This is a genomic window from Paenibacillus ferrarius (assembly GCF_002027705.1).
GTDB classification, from domain to species: Bacteria; Bacillota; Bacilli; order Paenibacillales; family NBRC-103111; genus Paenibacillus_E; species Paenibacillus_E ferrarius.
Map to the genome: position 1 here is coordinate 261673 of NZ_MBTG01000056.1, position 16049 is coordinate 277721.

17 protein-coding genes are annotated in these 16049 nt (G+C 45.2%); 10 read left to right on the plus strand and 7 right to left on the minus strand.

Translation table 11 applies throughout. From position 1 onward, the window contains the following. Positions 1 to 70: 70 nt before the first annotated feature. From BC351_RS36505 to BC351_RS36525, 4 genes are all read right to left on the minus strand, one after another. Positions 71 to 1099, minus strand: coding sequence for an ABC transporter permease (locus BC351_RS36505; protein WP_079420399.1), 1029 nt, complete (start codon positions 1097 to 1099; stop codon positions 71 to 73). Continuing rightward, a complete protein-coding gene (locus tag BC351_RS36510; RefSeq protein WP_079420401.1) occupies positions 1096 to 1824 on the minus strand; it encodes an ABC transporter ATP-binding protein in 729 nt (242 codons plus the stop codon). The genes BC351_RS36505 and BC351_RS36510 overlap by 4 nt, the downstream gene beginning before the upstream one ends. Before the next feature lie 437 nt (positions 1825 to 2261). After that, entirely contained in the window at positions 2262 to 2954 is a 693-nt protein-coding gene (locus BC351_RS36520) for a DUF2680 domain-containing protein (RefSeq protein WP_079420405.1), read from the minus strand. Positions 2955 to 3072: 118 nt separating this feature from the next. Further along, positions 3073 to 3705, minus strand: a complete 633-nt coding sequence (locus tag BC351_RS36525; protein ID WP_144028643.1) for a YktB family protein — start codon at positions 3703 to 3705, stop codon at positions 3073 to 3075. Between the two features lie 190 nt (positions 3706 to 3895). Here BC351_RS36525 and BC351_RS36530 point away from each other — a divergent pair, with 190 nt between their 5' ends. Beyond that, a complete protein-coding gene (locus BC351_RS36530) occupies positions 3896 to 4753 on the plus strand; it encodes a stalk domain-containing protein (protein WP_079420409.1) in 858 nt (285 codons plus the stop codon). A gap of 1 nt (position 4754) precedes the next feature. Here the strand turns inward: BC351_RS36530 and BC351_RS36535 are convergent, their stop codons facing one another. Further along, entirely contained in the window at positions 4755 to 5411 is a 657-nt protein-coding gene (locus tag BC351_RS36535; protein ID WP_079420411.1) for a response regulator transcription factor, read from the minus strand. Between the two features lie 21 nt (positions 5412 to 5432). Then, a complete protein-coding gene (locus BC351_RS36540) occupies positions 5433 to 6569 on the minus strand; it encodes a sensor histidine kinase (RefSeq protein ID WP_158082358.1) in 1137 nt (378 codons plus the stop codon). A gap of 193 nt (positions 6570 to 6762) precedes the next feature. On the opposite strand from BC351_RS36540, the gene BC351_RS36545 reads away from it, so the two are divergent. From BC351_RS36545 to BC351_RS36555, 3 genes are read left to right on the plus strand one after another with little or no spacing between them, the layout of a single operon-like run. Then, positions 6763 to 7698 (plus strand): ABC transporter ATP-binding protein, encoded by a 936-nt coding sequence (locus BC351_RS36545; protein WP_079420415.1) that lies wholly within the window; start codon positions 6763 to 6765, stop codon positions 7696 to 7698. A 12-nt stretch (positions 7699 to 7710) separates the two neighbouring features. Continuing rightward, on the plus strand, positions 7711 to 8892 hold the full coding sequence (locus BC351_RS36550; RefSeq protein ID WP_079420417.1) for an ABC transporter permease: 1182 nt from the start codon (positions 7711 to 7713) through the stop codon (positions 8890 to 8892). Beyond that, a complete protein-coding gene (locus BC351_RS36555; RefSeq protein WP_079420419.1) occupies positions 8885 to 10039 on the plus strand; it encodes an ABC transporter permease in 1155 nt (384 codons plus the stop codon). Before BC351_RS36550 ends, BC351_RS36555 begins: the two co-directional genes overlap by 8 nt. Positions 10040 to 10094: 55 nt before the next feature. On the opposite strand, the gene BC351_RS36560 is transcribed toward BC351_RS36555, so the two are convergent. Then, positions 10095 to 10199, minus strand: a complete 105-nt coding sequence (locus BC351_RS36560; protein ID WP_079420421.1) for a YjcZ family sporulation protein — start codon at positions 10197 to 10199, stop codon at positions 10095 to 10097. A gap of 223 nt (positions 10200 to 10422) precedes the next feature. On the opposite strand from BC351_RS36560, the gene BC351_RS36565 reads away from it, so the two are divergent. From BC351_RS36565 to BC351_RS36590, 6 genes are all read left to right on the plus strand, one after another. Further along, on the plus strand, positions 10423 to 10659 hold the full coding sequence (locus tag BC351_RS36565) for a DUF6953 family protein (RefSeq protein WP_167388055.1): 237 nt from the start codon (positions 10423 to 10425) through the stop codon (positions 10657 to 10659). Positions 10660 to 10874: 215 nt separating this feature from the next. Next, positions 10875 to 11471 carry a hypothetical protein gene (locus tag BC351_RS36570; RefSeq protein WP_079420422.1) on the plus strand — a complete coding sequence of 199 codons (597 nt, stop codon included), beginning with the start codon at positions 10875 to 10877 and terminating at the stop codon, positions 11469 to 11471. Positions 11472 to 11802: 331 nt separating this feature from the next. Then, positions 11803 to 12654, plus strand: coding sequence for a carbohydrate ABC transporter permease (locus BC351_RS36575; protein ID WP_079420424.1), 852 nt, complete (start codon positions 11803 to 11805; stop codon positions 12652 to 12654). Continuing rightward, on the plus strand, positions 12651 to 13499 hold the full coding sequence (locus BC351_RS36580; protein WP_079420426.1) for a carbohydrate ABC transporter permease: 849 nt from the start codon (positions 12651 to 12653) through the stop codon (positions 13497 to 13499). The genes BC351_RS36575 and BC351_RS36580 overlap by 4 nt, the downstream gene beginning before the upstream one ends. A 49-nt stretch (positions 13500 to 13548) precedes the next feature. Further along, entirely contained in the window at positions 13549 to 14901 is a 1353-nt protein-coding gene (locus BC351_RS36585) for an ABC transporter substrate-binding protein (protein ID WP_079420428.1), read from the plus strand. A 140-nt stretch (positions 14902 to 15041) separates the two neighbouring features. After that, positions 15042 to 16037 carry a LacI family DNA-binding transcriptional regulator gene (locus tag BC351_RS36590; protein WP_079420430.1) on the plus strand — a complete coding sequence of 332 codons (996 nt, stop codon included), beginning with the start codon at positions 15042 to 15044 and terminating at the stop codon, positions 16035 to 16037. Positions 16038 to 16049: the final 12 nt, after the last annotated feature.

Consider the following 16049-nt stretch of genomic DNA (forward strand, 5'->3'; position numbering starts at 1 on the left):
TGGCTCGACTTCGGACAAGGCATTCACCTCCTTTGCAATATGTCAGACTTGTCTTTTGCACATTTTCATATTATATCTTACGATGCTTCCTGAGTGCCAGTATATTCAAAATCATGAAGCAAATTGTGAATGCAGCCAATACGACAACATCAACCCAGATGGTCCCCCAGCCTGAACCGCGAATCATAATGTTTCGCAGAGCTTCAGCGCCGTATTTAAGCGGCATGACAACACTGATCCATCGCAGATAGACGGACATCGTATCCAAACTGAAGAGGCCGGAGAAAAATACTTGCGGTACGATAATGAGCGGAATGAACTGAATCATCTGGAATTCATTATTGGCGAAAGCGGAAATAAGCGTACCTAGCGATAACGCCGTAAGAGCAAGCAGGACAGTGATCAGCAGGACGTACCAGAATGAACCGACTAACAGGAGGCCAAGAACGCTGGTTGCGAACCACGCGATAAGAGCAGCTTGCAGGGTTGTGAATATGCCGAAACCAAGAATATAGCCAGCGACAATTTCCCAGCGGCGCAGCGGAGAGGCGAGAAGACGCTCTAATGTACCGCCTGTTCGCTCCCGCAGGAAGGAAACGCCAGAGAGCAGGAAGACGAAGAAAAAGACGAAAAATCCAATCAGAACGGGGCCAAAGCTATCGAATGAAGCCATATCCGCAGATCCGTGGAGGTAGTGAATGGTTGGCGCTTGTACTTGCGCGGCAGCTGGCGATGCGTTTTGAACTGCTTTTTGCAGGAGGAAAATGACAGCTTTGTTCTTGGTTGGATCACTGCCTTCCAAGGTCACTTGAGGGATTGCGCCATTCATGGCGATAATGGCATCCAGCCGCATATTTTTAAGCTCGTCTTGGGCTTCTTTGGCATTGTAGGATGTCACCTCAGCGCCACTATCCTGCAGCTTCTGAATGAGTGGAGCAGGCAACTCGACAGCGCCAAGCTTAGGCACATACGTACTGCCGTTAAAAACTAGCGACATTAGGAAAAGAATGAGCATAGGCGCTACAAGCATCATCATTAGTGTCCGTTTATCATGAAAAAACTGGCGCAAAATGCGAATAACAATGGCACGGATTCTCATGCTTCAGCACCTCCGTAATATAAAAATGCTTCTTCAATCGTGGAAGAGGACGTAGCCTTTTTCAACGCCTCGGGGTTTCCGACAGCCGTAAGCTTACCGTCCCGAATCATCCCGAGTTGGTGGCATTTCTCGGCCTCATCCATCACATGAGTAGTCACAAGTATGGTCGTTCCTTGCCGACTGAGATTCGTAAGTTCTTCCCAGATCGATTTTCTTAATAGCGGGTCGATCCCAACCGTAGGCTCGTCAAGGATAAGAATTTGCGGTTCATGGAGCAAAGAAACGGCAAGGGATAAGCGGCGCTTCATACCGCCTGAGTAAATTGAAATTTGCTTTTTCATATGGGCGCTTAGATCGACAAGCTCCATCACTTCTTGGATGCGCTTTTTGCGTTTTGTTCCCGTCAACCCATACAATGCCGCGAAGAATTCCAGATTTTCCAGAGCTGTCAATTCTGCGTAAAGGGCATCGGATTGAGCCATATAACCGATTTGTGATAACATCGCTAGTTGCGGCATCCGCTGGCCAAGCACATGAACAGTGCCAGAAGACGGAGCGTCGATTCCGGCAATCAGACGTACTAACGTGGTTTTGCCTGATCCAGATGGTCCCAGCAGCCCGAAAATGTGGGCTTTCGGAACAGCCAATGTAATGTCTTGCAGGACAATTTTTTCTCCGAATTGCTTGCTGACGTTTTGTACCTGAATGGATAATTCATTTGTCATGGTTAGCACCTCGAATGGGAGTGAGTAATCACTCATTTTTGTATGTTCATCATACGATAATCTTATGATTTTGTGAAGTGAGTAATCACTCATTTTGTCGTGATTGAGGAAAAAATAGGCAGAGCAATGCGGAGGCTTTAGCGCCGAAAAACAGCCTTACAGCAGCGATTGGCGCGGTTGAAGCGACGTTAAGGCTGAAAAACAGCCCTAAACAACCAGCGCGGTGCGCTTTCGCGCGTACCAGCTTGCCCGAAAGGCTGTTTTTCGGCCTTACGGCTGCGATTGGCACCGCTGCAGCGCCGAAAAACGCGCTCAAGATAAAGCACCGATGCGCAATGCCGCACATCGGCGAAGCTATCGCTTTCGGCCTACAGCCGTCAAAGCGCTCAGCAAAAAACAAAAAGCATCCCTAAAGGAATGCTTTTTCAACAGGCTTGTCAGTTTTTAGCTTTTGCATCTTTTTTGTGATCTACCCATTTCTCAATCGAAGGCGTTAGCTGCTCTTTGATGGAAGCGACAAGCTTGTCCTTCGAAATGCCCTTGGATTGGGCGATTTCTGCCAGTGACTTGCCTGAATGGAGCTGAGCATGCAGCTCGTCCTTGCTAAGACCCAGCGTTGTGGCAAGCTTGTCTGTGTCTGGCTTGAGACCGAATTTGTGCCACTTGCCGTGTCCGGCATGGCTGTCCAGCAAGTTTTTCTCGTTCAGGATGAACTTCAGGTGCTCATCGAGTTTTTGCTTCATATGCTCGCCTTGGTCGGTTGTCAGCTTGCCATCTTTCACGGCAACTTCAATCTTGCCGATGCGAAGCTCATGCAGCTTGGCGGTTAAGTCAACTTCGTTAATCCCTTTTTCTGCGGCGGCTTCTACGATACTTTTGCCGCTCTTCAGGGATTTCACGAGCACTTCTTTGTCAACGCCGATCACAGAGGCGGACTCCTCGATTATCGGCCATTTCCGGCCATGACGGCCTTGACCCTTCTCGTCATTTTGCTGCAAGGACATGATCTCTTGCGGGTCCCCGGATGAAGAATGAGCGGCAGCGGAGAGGGAAGGAAGCGCAGTACTTCCAAGTACAAGGGTGAGGGCGATCGAGCTCACGAGGAGCTTTTTCATATAAGGCTGATTCATCTTGGTGTGATACCTCCTTTCCTTGTGGATTAGGAATTACAGCACTTAGTTTGTGCAGGAGGGATTAATTTTAGTTTAAAATAAGCTTAGTCTCACATAAAAATTTCCATAAAAAGAATTATTTCGCGTCTACTGCTGTTTGATAAAGGGGAATAAGTTTCTCAAAGGTTTGTTTAATTAGATTCTCCAGTTCTGTTGGGTTAACCAGCACAGGATCTTGGAAATGGAGATTTCGGCCTATAAGGAGCTCGGCTTTTTTTACGTCACGGAAGCGCGTCAAGGCGTCTTTCCAGCCTGTTTGATCTAATTCGGACACAGGTGTAACATCCTTTTTCATATGATCGAAGGACAGGACGAAGTCAGCAGGAATCTCTTTTTGCAATCGTGTAATATCTTTCATATAGGAAGTTGCAATTTGTCCTTTGGTAGGGAGCTCATAGATCAAGGCAAGCCAGATAAACACACGATCGTCGAAGAGACCAACTTGGAAATGGGGAACTTGTTTGTACCCGCGTTTGTTAGGGCAAATAGCCATCCACGTATCCACTGGGGGATTAACCGTACGTCTCAAATGTTTGGCGATATGCAGGAACATTTCCGTACCTGTCAGAAGTGACAAGTCCTCGACTAACGAATCACCTAATGCTTTGAATTTGGGCTGTATGCGTTCGCGGATAGCGGCCATGCGTCCATCAAGGCCTTCTATAGCAAATGTATCGAATTCATGTTGGGCAAATCCAGTAAAACTCATGTCTGTTCCTCTTTTCATTGCGTTTTCAACTATTCTAAAGCAATTTGGTTTATCCCGCAATGAATGACAAGTTTCCGAGATGGAGTCGTAGGGACTTAGACCTATTTTGTTGAAATAAGCAGGTAAAGCTGGTTTTTTGCCGAAATATGTTGAATAACATGAATTTGGATAGATAGGAGAATTTAACCTTATGCGCATGACAAAATGGTCCAAAGTTGCGGTTATTGGCACAATCATGGGTACTTGCTTCACAGCGGGGGTATACGCTCAAGATGTCCTGCAGCGTGTGGATGCTTATTTGCGGAGTGACTTTAAAGTGATGGTTGACGGTAAACAGGTGAGTATGGCGAATCCACCCTTAATTTATAATAATGCGAGTTATTTGCCTGTAAAGGAATTGGGGGGGTACTTGGGAGCTTCTGTTAATTGGCAGGATAGCACGAAGACGATTTATATCAATCCGCGCGTCAGTACGCAGCAGCCTGCCGAGGGCAATGAGACGAATTATACGGAAATTGTTCTGCAATATCCTTATCCGCAATATTTGGATTACTTAGGGAGAACTTATCCGGTTTTGGTGAATATGACTGATCAATACTATTACCGTCTGAAAGATCTCGACCGAATGGGTGTCTCTACAGCGGGACTAAGAAAAGCGAAAGAAAAGTACACGGAAGAAATTTATGTTAGTGAACAAGAGCTGAAGAAAAGCTGGAAAGAAACCCCGCAAATTTCGTATATGATTAATGAGCCGATTGTCATTACAGGTGAAGAGGATCCCGCAAAGCTCAAGGCACTCAGGGAGTATGTAAAAAACTTCCGCTACTATGAACTTAATCAAGTGGCTTACATGACGAATCCAGTCATCATCGATGCTTTGCCTGAATTAAATACATACAGCTACATACTCTCCGAGAATAGGCATTTCTATAGAACAACGCTTAAGCTTACTCAAACGAATGACAACAACAACATCAATGATAAACCGATGTATGTGGTTGGCAGTTCGTCCAAAGAAGACATTGAAGTAACAAGAGTGAACAAATAAATTAATTGCCCGTTTGCTGCTTCAAATAAAATATAGCAATTTGTGTACGATCACGGAGACTCAATTTACTAAGAATTTCAGTAATATAGTTCTTTACCGTACCTTCGCTCAGGAAAAGCTCCTGGGCGATTTCTTTATTCGAAAGGCCTTCGGAGATTTTAACAACAACCGACTGCTCGCTGGCCGTTAAGCCGTAGTCACTAAGCGCTTTGGGAGCTCGTGCAGAGGGGACTGAACTCGGGCTGATGAACGTTGTCAATTTTTTGGCGATGTCTGCATGAATAAGCAGATTGCCTTGTTCCACCGTTTTGATGCCTTGGACGATCCGATCAGGCGAAATATTTTTGAGCAGATATCCGCTGGCTCCGTTTCGCAATGCTTGTATGATAAACTCGTCATCGTCGAATGTGGTAAGGATGAGGACGACAACGTGAGGATAGGCTTGCTTAATCTTCAGTGTGCCTTGGACACCGTCACAGATAGGCATCCGAATGTCCATAAGAATAACGTCAACCTGTCCGCCGTTTTGGAGGAAAGCCAGCGCTTCATCGCCGTTCATGCAGGTGCCGACGACATCTATATCTGGATCAAGTCCGATAATTAATTTCAAGCTTTCCCGGATAAAGGGATCATCATCTGTAATGAGTACTTGGATCATGGTTTTCGGATCAATCCTCTCTTAATCGGTGTCATGGTGGCGAAACGTAGGCAAGACCGTCGTTATGGCGTAGTGGTCTTCGATCGTCACGAAGAGATGCCCGCCAATGAGCTTGCTGCGCTCTTCCATACCTTTCATGCCGATGCCTTTGACATAAGGCGCTTGCGGTGTCTTGCCATTATTCGTTATACGCATGGTAATTTGCTTTGGCTCGTAAGTCAATTGAATATTCACGCGAGTGGCGCTGCCGTGACGAATTGCATTCGTGATGGCTTCTTGCGCATTGCGGTATAGAATGAAGGATAGGCTCGGATACAGCACGTAAGGCATACCTTCAAGCGCAACCTCGATCGAGATGCCATTCTCTTGGGTCAGATCCTCGATAAGTCGATCTAGCGAGTAAGTTTGCAAGGAATCTTCATCTGGCTTCAACCGACGAACCGTAGAGCGCAGCATCTCCATGCCTTCTGTTAGTTGGTCTCGCACGGATGCCAGCATTTCCATTCCCTTGCTTGGCTGAGTCGGTATAATCCGAAGGGAGGCCTCCATCATCATTTTTAGGCGTATGAGCTTGTGGCCTAATTCATCGTGAATATCACGAGAAATCCGATTGCGCTCTTCTATTTGTGCAATGTTTTCGACTTGTCGGGCATAATCCATCAGCTGCGAACGCGCTTCATCCAGTTCATAGTGCTGCCTTCGCAATTGGTCATAGAGCAGCTCAACATCATCTTTATTTTGATTAATACGCTGCATATGCAGCAGAAGCATGCTTGTAGCGAGGAAAATTAAATTTGCTATGACATAATCATTGCCGGACTGGTTATGCAGCGATAGATTCAGTACGATGATCTGAATACCTAAGAATGAGAAACGAGTCCCCTGATTCATACTAGGAATATAAGACAACAGTGTGGAGTAGAAGAGTATAAACAAGATGCCGTCATAGTGATAACTCAGCCACCCGCTGAATCCTATTTCGAGCAAAAGCATCCAAGCTGATTTGGAGAAAACGATCCTGCGCAATTCCGCTATCCAAAGAAATAGGAGAATAACAAATACATAGGCGCCGTTGGACATGTAGCTTTCAAGAAACATAGACGCGACGGCTGGGATGAGTATGAGCAAATATCGTGTAATGGTCAGTAAAGGCGTCAATCGGTTCCCTTCCTTTAGAGGCAAGTGTAAGCAAAGTATAACATAGATGGGAAGCGGGTTTACACGCCTTTTTTTCATGAAAGTATGACTTTCGTCACCTTGGGAAATGACCATTTCTACCTGTTGCAGCAGGCAATCAAAGGTACAATAAGGTTAATAAGGGAGAAGGAAGCAGGAAGAAGGAGTGAATGCGATGAGTTTTGTTCAAATAAAAGATGTAGTTAAAAAATATAGCCACCAAATTTCAGTGGATCACTTGAATTTAACTATTCAGGAAGGGGAAATCTTCGGGCTGCTCGGGCCCAATGGCGCGGGCAAAAGCACAACGATCAAGATGTTAAGCGGCCTTCTGAAAATAGATCAGGGTGAGATGATTGTGGATGGATTGTCCGTAGCCAAGGATATGCTGGAAGTGAAGCGCAAGATTGGTCTTGTTCCACAGGAGCTGGCCATTTTTGAAACGCTAACGGCCCGAGAAAATGTCACTTTTTTCGCCAGATTATACGGGTTAAGCGGCAAGCTGCTCAAAGAACGCGTAGAGGAAGCGCTGGCTTTCGTTGGACTATCCGATCGGGCTCGTGATAAACCAAACTCTTTTTCCGGCGGAATGAAGCGGCGCTTAAATATCGCCTGTGCCATTATGCATCACCCCAAATTAATCATTATGGATGAACCCACCGTAGGAATTGATCCGCAGTCTCGCAATCACATATTGGACTCTGTAAGATCACTTAATCGCATGGGTTCGACGATCATCTACACCTCTCACTATATGGAAGAAGTCTCTGCGATATCTTCACGGGTGGGCATTATGGATCATGGCCATCTCATTGCTTGCGGTACGCAGGAAGAACTGCGCAGTAAAGTGGCACAGGACAACAAAGTCGTCCTGCAAGTTGCCCATTTAAAGGATGAAGCTGTCAAGGAGCTTAGAGAGCATCCGCGGATTAAGCAAGTAACGGTCCAAGATCAGCTTATTGAGCTGCTGGTCGGCTCCTCGCAAGCCTATTTGCAAGATATCCTGTTCATTTTGGCCAAATATGATGTGAAGATTCAATCGCTCACACAGGTGGAGCCCGATCTTGAGGCCTTATTCCTGTCTTTGACCGGAAGAACCTTAAGGGACTAGGGGGGATTCAGGGTGCAGATATGGACGATAGCGAGATATGAAGTGCTGCGTATGCTGCGATTGCGATATGTATTTATCATTCAATTTTTGATGCCTATGCTGCTTATTTTCATCTTGGGCTCGGCGCTTTCCGGTGAATTCAAGGTGGGAGATCACAATTTGAAGTCCGTGAAATTAACCGTGGTTCAAGGCGATAACGGGCCAATGAATGCGGCGATGACCAGCTTTCTAGAGGCTCCTGAGATCAAGAAGATGCTTCAGGCTGACTTCGTTGCATCACGCGCTGAAGCTGTGGATCGGCTTAAGACAGGAACCTCGGAATTTGCGCTCGTCATTCCAAGTGATTTCAGCAAACAGGTGCTGGCAGGGAACGAAGCGCAGTGGGAGATGATTCTTGGCAATGATTACGGCCAAAATCTGACCGCTCAGATGGTGCTTCGCTCCTTTTTGGATCAAGTAAACCTGAGCCAAGCGGCCATTATCGCGGCCGGTCCGAGTGCGGCGGGACAGCTTGGGCAGCATGGCGTGCCTGCTGCTGCACAGGGAGAAGCTGCATCCCATGTACAGGTTGGCAATCTGACGACGTCCTCTGCCAGCTATACGGCTATGCAGTATTATGCGGCATCGATGCTAGTGATGTTTTTGCTGTACTCCGGGATGTCTACGGCGTTAAGTCTTCAAGCAGAAAAGGAGAAGCATACCTTATCTAGACTGAATGCAATGCCAATTCACGAGTACAAAATTTTAGTTGGGAAAGTATTGGGAAATACGCTCGTTTCCATCTGCCAAGCAGCTGTTATTGTTGCGGCTACGATTGTTTTCTACGGAGTGGATTGGGGGAACTCCTTTTTGTTGCTTTTCCTTGTTTGCTTGGGAATCATTCTGGGTTCCATGAGTCTTGCGGTATTGATAACCTTTTTGACCAAAACATCCAAAGCCATCAGCACATCGTTCCAAATGATCATCTTGGTCATGTCTTTCTTAAGCGGAGGATTCACGCCTTTGCCGGATGGATTGTTGCAGCAACTGGGTACATGCACACTGAATTATTGGGGCATGCAGGGAATGCTCCGCATTATGCTTGGAAGCAATCCGGCGGTAATTGGTCACCATTTATTCGTCTTGGCATGCATGGGCGGCGGTTTGCTGCTTGTTTCCCTGATTGCTTACCGAAAGGCGGGATATCATGAATAGTTTATATATTGCGATGAATATGCTGCGCCGTACGATTTTTCAGAAAAAAGGGTTCTTGATGTACTTGCTCATTCCAACTGCCGCGGTTTCTCTCATTATCGGAGTGATGGGAAAACAAACCGATAATCGCGTAGACATTGCTTATATCAACAAAGATCAGGGAACATTAGGGGCTCACCTAATTCATGAGTTGTCCTTATTGCCGGACTATCGTTTGCAAGAGCAGCAATCGGAAGCAAGTTTAAAAGATAATGTCGTAAAACAAAAAGTCAGTGCGGCCTTTCAGATTCCTGACGGCTTTAGCGAGTCGCTGCTGCAGGGTTCCCCCGCGCAAGTTGATATGTTCCAATTAAATAGCAATGAGGCCTCCATTACGCTCAAACTGACATTAGATAGCCAAATAGCCAGGTATCAAGATACGACGGATCTGTTTCGCAAACAAGGTCTTCAAGAAGCGGCATTGCGAGAGGCCGTGGAGAAGACTCTAACCCAAATGGAGAAACACCAAGTCAAAGCGCAAATGACGGATCTTGGCTTGTATGTGAATCCGAATATGCATATAGTCATTGGTTTCATGCTCATGTTCATGATGGGCGTCATTAATAACACGGTCTCCGTCATCATGGAGGATCGCAGGATGAGGACCCTGGCGAGAACCTTTACGGCGCCGGTTCGCTCCTTCGAAATTATACTTGGCAATTTCATAGGCAGTTTCCTCGTAGGAACATTGCAGGTTGTGGTCATTCTGTTCGTCACACGGTACGTAATGCATTATGAATATGGGCTGCCGTTCCTTTCGCAATTTATCATTTTGGAATTTTTCTTATTGGCGAGTATGGGCATTGCAAGTGCCGTTGCGGGAATGGTGAAAAGCTCGACCAACATGAGCGTCATCAATTCTCTCGTCGTGACTCCCACCTGCATGCTCGGAGGCTGCTTCTGGCCGGTGAGCTTGATGCCGGACTGGATGCAGAAAATAGCCAACTTCGTGCCTCAGAAATGGGCCATCGAAGCCATTCAGCGGATGGCTTCTGGACAGACCTTGTCCCAAATGTGGATGCACATGGGCGTGTTGACACTGTTTGCTTTGATCCTGCTGGGCATTGGTTCGGTGATTCTTAGACCGGCAGATGCTGAGGTGGGGTAAAAGCAATAAAAGGGCTACCTGCCAAGGCGGGTAGCCCTTTTGTATGTGAAATGATTTAGATAAAGAAAGCGCTGGAAATAATTACTAATAAAATGAAGAGTACCAAAATAGCTGCGGAAGAATTATAACCTACTCCACCAACACCTGCTTCATAACCCATTCAAAATCACCCTTTCGCTTGATATCTCTGTTTCGTTTGTCTTGCATGGTTAGCATATGGCAGCAGGACTCGGAAGGAATGGGCTTTTCAGGTTGACATAGATGATTGTGCTCCTGTACCTATAGGGAAGATAAACTTGGGGGAAATATGATACAATGTAACGATGTCATGACTTGCCTGCTAGCAGGCTTTTGAAATAGGGGAAGGAAGGGTGAGAATTCAAATGGCTGTTACAGCAAATGAAGTGGCGGAGTGGATGCTGGAGAGGCTCAAGTCCGCAGGAATTTTACATCAAAAAGAAGCCGTTGATTATATTACTCAGCATTATGGGGAATCGTTTATTTATGTAAATGAAAATGGCAATCAAGCGATCTCCAAAGAAGTGAAAAAAATCTTCAAGAAATTACATGGCGGCAAAGCAGCGTGGGAACGTGACGGTTTTTTCTGGGGATGGCAATAAAGAAGGAATATTTGGGGAAATAGGATAAATATTTTCTGTCCAATTAGGCTGAAGCCCGTTTGAACAGGCGTCAGCTTTTTTTGTGCTTTTTTCCTTAAAAAATGTCAATAATCCAAGTTGCTAAAACATAGAATTCATAATAAGATAAGATTAAGAAGAGAAGTTGTCTGAATATTTAAATAAAATAAAACGCACCAATTATGGAGGGGATTGCCGTGAGTAAGAGTCATGAAGTAGAGTACTGCAACCTAGAGTTACGATTTGATCGCCGGCTGATCCGGAACTTCATTAAAGCGCTCATTCAGGAAGGTTATTCTCTGTATTGGAACGAAAGCGACGTGCAGTTCATCATTTCCATTCGTACCGGACGGAAGCTCATCAAGCTGAAATTCGAACGAATCGGTGAGAAGTATAAAATAGTTGGCAACTATTCCTTCAAGGATGAGAAGCTGGCTGAGATGATGGAGAAGCTGATCGGAGACACACGTGGTCACGCTGTAGTGAAAAGATTCAAGGATCGGCAAATTCTCATTGAGAATATTATGTTCGGTGAAATTATTCGCATGGTAGAAATCAGCGGCATCGAGCATAAAGTGCTGTATCAGAAGGAGCCTGCCGTGACAGTAGAAGAAGTCATGCAAGCGCTGCGATCCAAACGGACCGACGAAAGAATTCCTATTTTGCGTATGGAGTTGGATTATGAACTCACTACACTTCATGATGCGATGGCTTCAGGCGATGTCAAAGCAGTCGCGGAGAGCAAAATGAAGTTAATTGAACTACGACAAGAAATGCTTTTATTGGAGATGTGAGAATGAATAGTGGATTTAAGTAAAAAGAGAGCCTGTATGTAACCATATGGACTCTCTTTTATGTTTACAAAAAGTTATACTTGTGAATTTAATTGGCATCGACTATAATCAACTCATGAAAGTTAAAGCACTTAAACTTTGTGCGGATCCAAACTTTCATTGATTTTTTAAAATGTTACCTTTATTCATTTTAAAAGGGGGATGTCACGACATAAAGTTAAAGCGGTTAAACTTTAAAGACATGAAATGATTACTTAGAAAAACAGTAGAAGGGGGAGCGGTTTCGCTGAGTGCTAGCAGAGGAAGTCGTCGAGAGAGCAAGTACTTTTATATGTTCGTTTCACCCTGGATCATCGGCTTCATCGTTTTTGCTTTATTTCCAATTGGTGCATCGTTTTATTACAGCTTCACCGAGTACGATATTATTCACTCACCGGTGTTCGTTGGCGTGCAGAATTATACGGAACTTTTCAAAGACGAACAGTTCTGGAACTCGATTAAAGTAACATTAAAGTACACGTTTTTTAGTGTTCCGCTAACGCTTTTGCTATCCTTATCTTTTGCGATGCTGATTAATCAAAAAATTCCGTTCCGCGGCTTTTTTCGCACAGCAATGTATTTTCCCAGCATGATTTCGGGTGTTTCCATGTCGTTGCTGTTTTTCTGGGTGTTTAACCCGCAAGCCGGATTATTCAATTATGGACTGTCCTTCTTCGGTATAGAGCCGATACACTGGCTTCTCGATCAGAAGTACGCCATGTGGGCGCTTATTATTATGTCCTTTTGGGGAATGGGTGCTGGAATGCTTATCTTCCTGGCAGGCTTGCAAGGTGTGCCAGCCAGCTTGTTAGAAGCGGCAAGGCTTGATGGCGCAGGACGCTGGAGATCATTTTGGAATGTAACGTTCCCGATCATTTCGCCTGTATTTTTATTCCAGCTGATTATTGGTATGATCGATTCTTTCCAGGTATTCACACAAGCGTATGCGATGACGCAGGGCGGTCCCAATTATTCCACATGGTTTTATGTCTACAACATTTATGTAAACGCATTTAAAAATTTCCGCTATGGCTATGCATCCGCCATGTCCTGGCTGCTGCTCCTTGCCGTTATGTTCGTCACCTTCCTCATTATGAAAGCATCCAATCGATTCGTGCATTATGAAGGAGGATCGAATACATGAATAGTACGAAAGCAAGAATTGATCCGATGCAGATCATTGGATTCTTAATACTAATCATTATAACGTTTATTATGTTATCGCCTTTATGGTTCATGGTCTCAACTTCGCTGAAGACAACGAAAGAGATGCTGGCCTTTCCGCCAACTTGGATTCCGAAAACGTTTGCATTTAGCAATTTCAAGACACTTTTTACGAATCAGGATCTGAAGTTTGGCCAGCAGTATTTGAACAGCTTCATTGTGGCAGGCTTCTCTGTTATTGGAACGGCGATTTCGTCCAGTCTTGTTGCCTTTGGCTTCTCACGTTATAACACTCGTTTGAAGTCATTATTCTTCATGCTGTTGCTGAGTACAATGATGCTGCCGTATCCAGCCATTATGATCCCGCAATTTCTGCTGTTTCGCCAACTAGGCTTGCATGATTCCTTATTGCCGCTTATCCTGCCAGCTTTTTTTGGCTCTGCGTATATGATATTCCTGCTTAGACAGTTCTTTTATTCGCTGCCGAATGAATTGTTCGATGCGGGTAGGATTGATGGCTGCAGCGAGTTTCGCTTGTTCTGGAACTTGACTCTGCCGCTATCAGGTCCTGTCCTAGCGACGGTATCTATCTTCACCTTCATTTGGTCGTGGAACGATCTGCTAGCTCCTGTCTTATATTTGGATTCACAAGAGCATTTCACACTTCCGATCGGTATGGCTGCCATGCTTTCTTCCAAGTTCCGCATTTCACCGTGGAATTTATTGATGGCCGCTTCGATTTTATCCATGCTGCCGATTATCACGCTATTTACGTTTGCTCAGAAACGATTTGTAGAAGGTATTGTGCTTACCGGTATTAAGTAATGAGAGGTTTACTTGATATGATAAATAGCAGACATGGGGAGGAAATAAGATGGAATTCGGTAAAAGAAAAGCTTTCTTGGCATTAAGTCTTGTTATGGCTGGCGCATCGGTGTTGTCAGCATGTTCAGATGGAGGATACTCTGGGAAAAGCGGCGGCACAGTCACCATTACGCATTATACGATTGATTCGCCAGATCGCACCTTTGTGGAGAAATTAATTCCTGATTTTGAGAAGAAGCATCCGAATATTAAAATTAAAGTGACGAAGGCGCCTTACGAGCAGTTCGACTCCAAGCTGCAATCGGCGATCGCGGCCAAAAATGCTCCTGACGTCACCTCGCACTATGGTTATGGCGGATTCATGGAGTATTACAACAAAGGGATGCTAACAGATCTCAGCTCGATTATGCAAGCGGACGGTTTTAAATCCTCCGATTACAACATTCCTGATGATGTGATGAATATTTACAAAGTAGATGGGAAGTCCTATGGCATACCACTCAATAGCTATGTCACTGTTATGTTATACAACAAGGATCTGTTCGACAAAGCGGGGCTTCCTTATCCGCCAACGGATTACAACGACAAAAGCTGGACCTATGACAAAATGGTGGAGTATGCAACCAAATTGACTGTAGATTCTACGGATATGAACAAAGCCCAATATGGCTTGGATTTTGGGTGGGGCGAGCGTGATCAGAAGCCGCAGTATTTTGGAGGAAATGTTTACTCCGACGATACCTGGAAAAATGGCGGAAAGCCAACTGCGATCAATTTGAACAAACCTGAGGTCATTGAAGCTTACAAGAAGATTTATGGGTTGATTTGGGATAAAAAGGTGTCCCCGACGCCAGCATTCTCCAAATCGGTCTCTGGACAATTCGGCGATCCGTTTCTCTCCGGCAAGATCGGGATGTCCGTCGTAGGATCATGGAGCTTGGCGGCATCCAGTGATTTCAATTTCAAAGTTGGTGTCGCAGCCGTGCCGCAAGGTCCTAACTCTAAAGTACGCAGTGTCCTGTACGTTGACCCGTTGTTCGTTCTCAAAGATTCCAAGCATCCGAAAGAAGCTTACGAATGGATCAAGTATTTAATTTCGGCAGACGTGCAGGAGAAATCAATTGAGCTTAGCGGCGGCAACCCTCCGGTCAACCAAAAGGCGGCTGAGAAGTACTATTCGAATTTTGAAGGCATTGATCCTAAACAAATTCAGCAAGTCTATGATGGGGCATTCAAATACGGCTTCGAATCCTACAACCATATGATCTCGAACTACTCGCAAATTAATGAGCTGTTCATTAATGAGCTTGCCAGCGTTGAGAATGGTGACAAGAAGGTCGAAGAAGCTTTGCCTGTGATTCAAGATAAGCTAACGAAGTTATTGGAACGTGTGAATAAATAGCTTTGATCTGCAAGCAGGAGGAATGCATCGCAAGGTGTGGATTTCCTCCTGTATATTTGCAGCGCTAATTGTGTTACTTTGGAATTATGCTGTGAATCACGTGATTACTGCAATAATTGAGCTACAGGAGTTGTTTTTATATGAAGGTAAGCATCTTTGACGTCGCTAAGAGAAGCGGATTGTCGGTCGTCACCGTTTCGCGGGTTATTAATCAAGCTGGCACTGTGCGTGAGAAAAATCGCCAAAAAGTGCTGGATGCCATGAAAGAGTTAGATTATCATCCGAATGCAGCTGCACGCAGCTTGGCTCGTGGCAAGACGGGGATCATTGGCCTTGCCATTACCACTTTAAATGATTCTTTCTTGGATGCCGTCGTCAAAGAGATTAACGATCGGCTTGCCGAAAAAGGCTATTTCTTGGCTCTTTCGATATCGACAGAAGTATTCGCCTCTTTTGATAATTCTATGTTCCAAGAGGACCGTGTGGACGGAGTTATTATGCTTTCACCGGTTCATGAGGATGATTATGTTATGGAATTGAAAAAGAAGAAGATTCCTTTCGTCATGCTGGACAATCAGCATGTCCATCCATCCGTTTCCTCGGTAATTATTGATAATTATAAAGGCGGATACGATGCCACCAAACATTTAATTGATCTGGGACATACGGAGATTGCGCATATTTGCGGTCCTGCTCCTTACTTGAGCAGCAGTGAACGGCTGCGCGGATTTGTAAGTGCGATGGAGGATGCCGGCTTGAATCCATCTTGGATCGAGCAAGGCGATTTCAGCATTACTTCCGGTTATAAAGCAACAAGCGGCTGGATAAAATCTGGAAAACTGCCAAGCGCCGTATTTGCTGCCGATGATTTAACCGCGTTTGGCGTCATTGACGCTCTTAAGAATGCGGGCTACAAAATACCGCAGGATGTTTCGGTGATTGGTTTTGACGATCAAATATTTTCGGCTGAGTTTCATCCGATGCTGACGACCATTCGACAACCGGCAGAGAGCATGGGGCGGCATGGCGTTGATCTGTTGTTGAAATGGATTGATGGAACCGTCAAGCGGAACACGACAGTGCAGCTGGAACCAGAATTAATTATCCGTGAATCAACAGGTAGAAAACTAAACTAGATATGACGGACA

Coding starts and splice junctions, on each gene's coding strand:
- BC351_RS36580 (WP_079420426.1), top strand. CDS start 12,651: ATGAATAGTACGAAAGCAAGAATTGATCCGATGCAGATCATTGGATTC.
- BC351_RS36535 (WP_079420411.1), bottom strand. CDS start 5,411: ATGATCCAAGTACTCATTACAGATGATGATCCCTTTATCCGGGAAAGC.
- BC351_RS36560 (WP_079420421.1), bottom strand. CDS start 10,199: ATGGGTTATGAAGCAGGTGTTGGTGGAGTAGGTTATAATTCTTCCGCA.
- BC351_RS36590 (WP_079420430.1), top strand. CDS start 15,042: ATGAAGGTAAGCATCTTTGACGTCGCTAAGAGAAGCGGATTGTCGGTC.
- BC351_RS36555 (WP_079420419.1), top strand. CDS start 8,885: ATGAATAGTTTATATATTGCGATGAATATGCTGCGCCGTACGATTTTT.
- BC351_RS36520 (WP_079420405.1), bottom strand. CDS start 2,954: ATGAATCAGCCTTATATGAAAAAGCTCCTCGTGAGCTCGATCGCCCTC.
- BC351_RS36575 (WP_079420424.1), top strand. CDS start 11,803: ATGTTCGTTTCACCCTGGATCATCGGCTTCATCGTTTTTGCTTTATTT.
- BC351_RS36530 (WP_079420409.1), top strand. CDS start 3,896: ATGCGCATGACAAAATGGTCCAAAGTTGCGGTTATTGGCACAATCATG.
- BC351_RS36510 (WP_079420401.1), bottom strand. CDS start 1,824: ATGACAAATGAATTATCCATTCAGGTACAAAACGTCAGCAAGCAATTC.
- BC351_RS36585 (WP_079420428.1), top strand. CDS start 13,549: ATGGAATTCGGTAAAAGAAAAGCTTTCTTGGCATTAAGTCTTGTTATG.
- BC351_RS36505 (WP_079420399.1), bottom strand. CDS start 1,099: ATGAGAATCCGTGCCATTGTTATTCGCATTTTGCGCCAGTTTTTTCAT.
- BC351_RS36525 (WP_144028643.1), bottom strand. CDS start 3,705: ATGAGTTTTACTGGATTTGCCCAACATGAATTCGATACATTTGCTATA.
- BC351_RS36565 (WP_167388055.1), top strand. CDS start 10,423: ATGGCTGTTACAGCAAATGAAGTGGCGGAGTGGATGCTGGAGAGGCTC.
- BC351_RS36545 (WP_079420415.1), top strand. CDS start 6,763: ATGAGTTTTGTTCAAATAAAAGATGTAGTTAAAAAATATAGCCACCAA.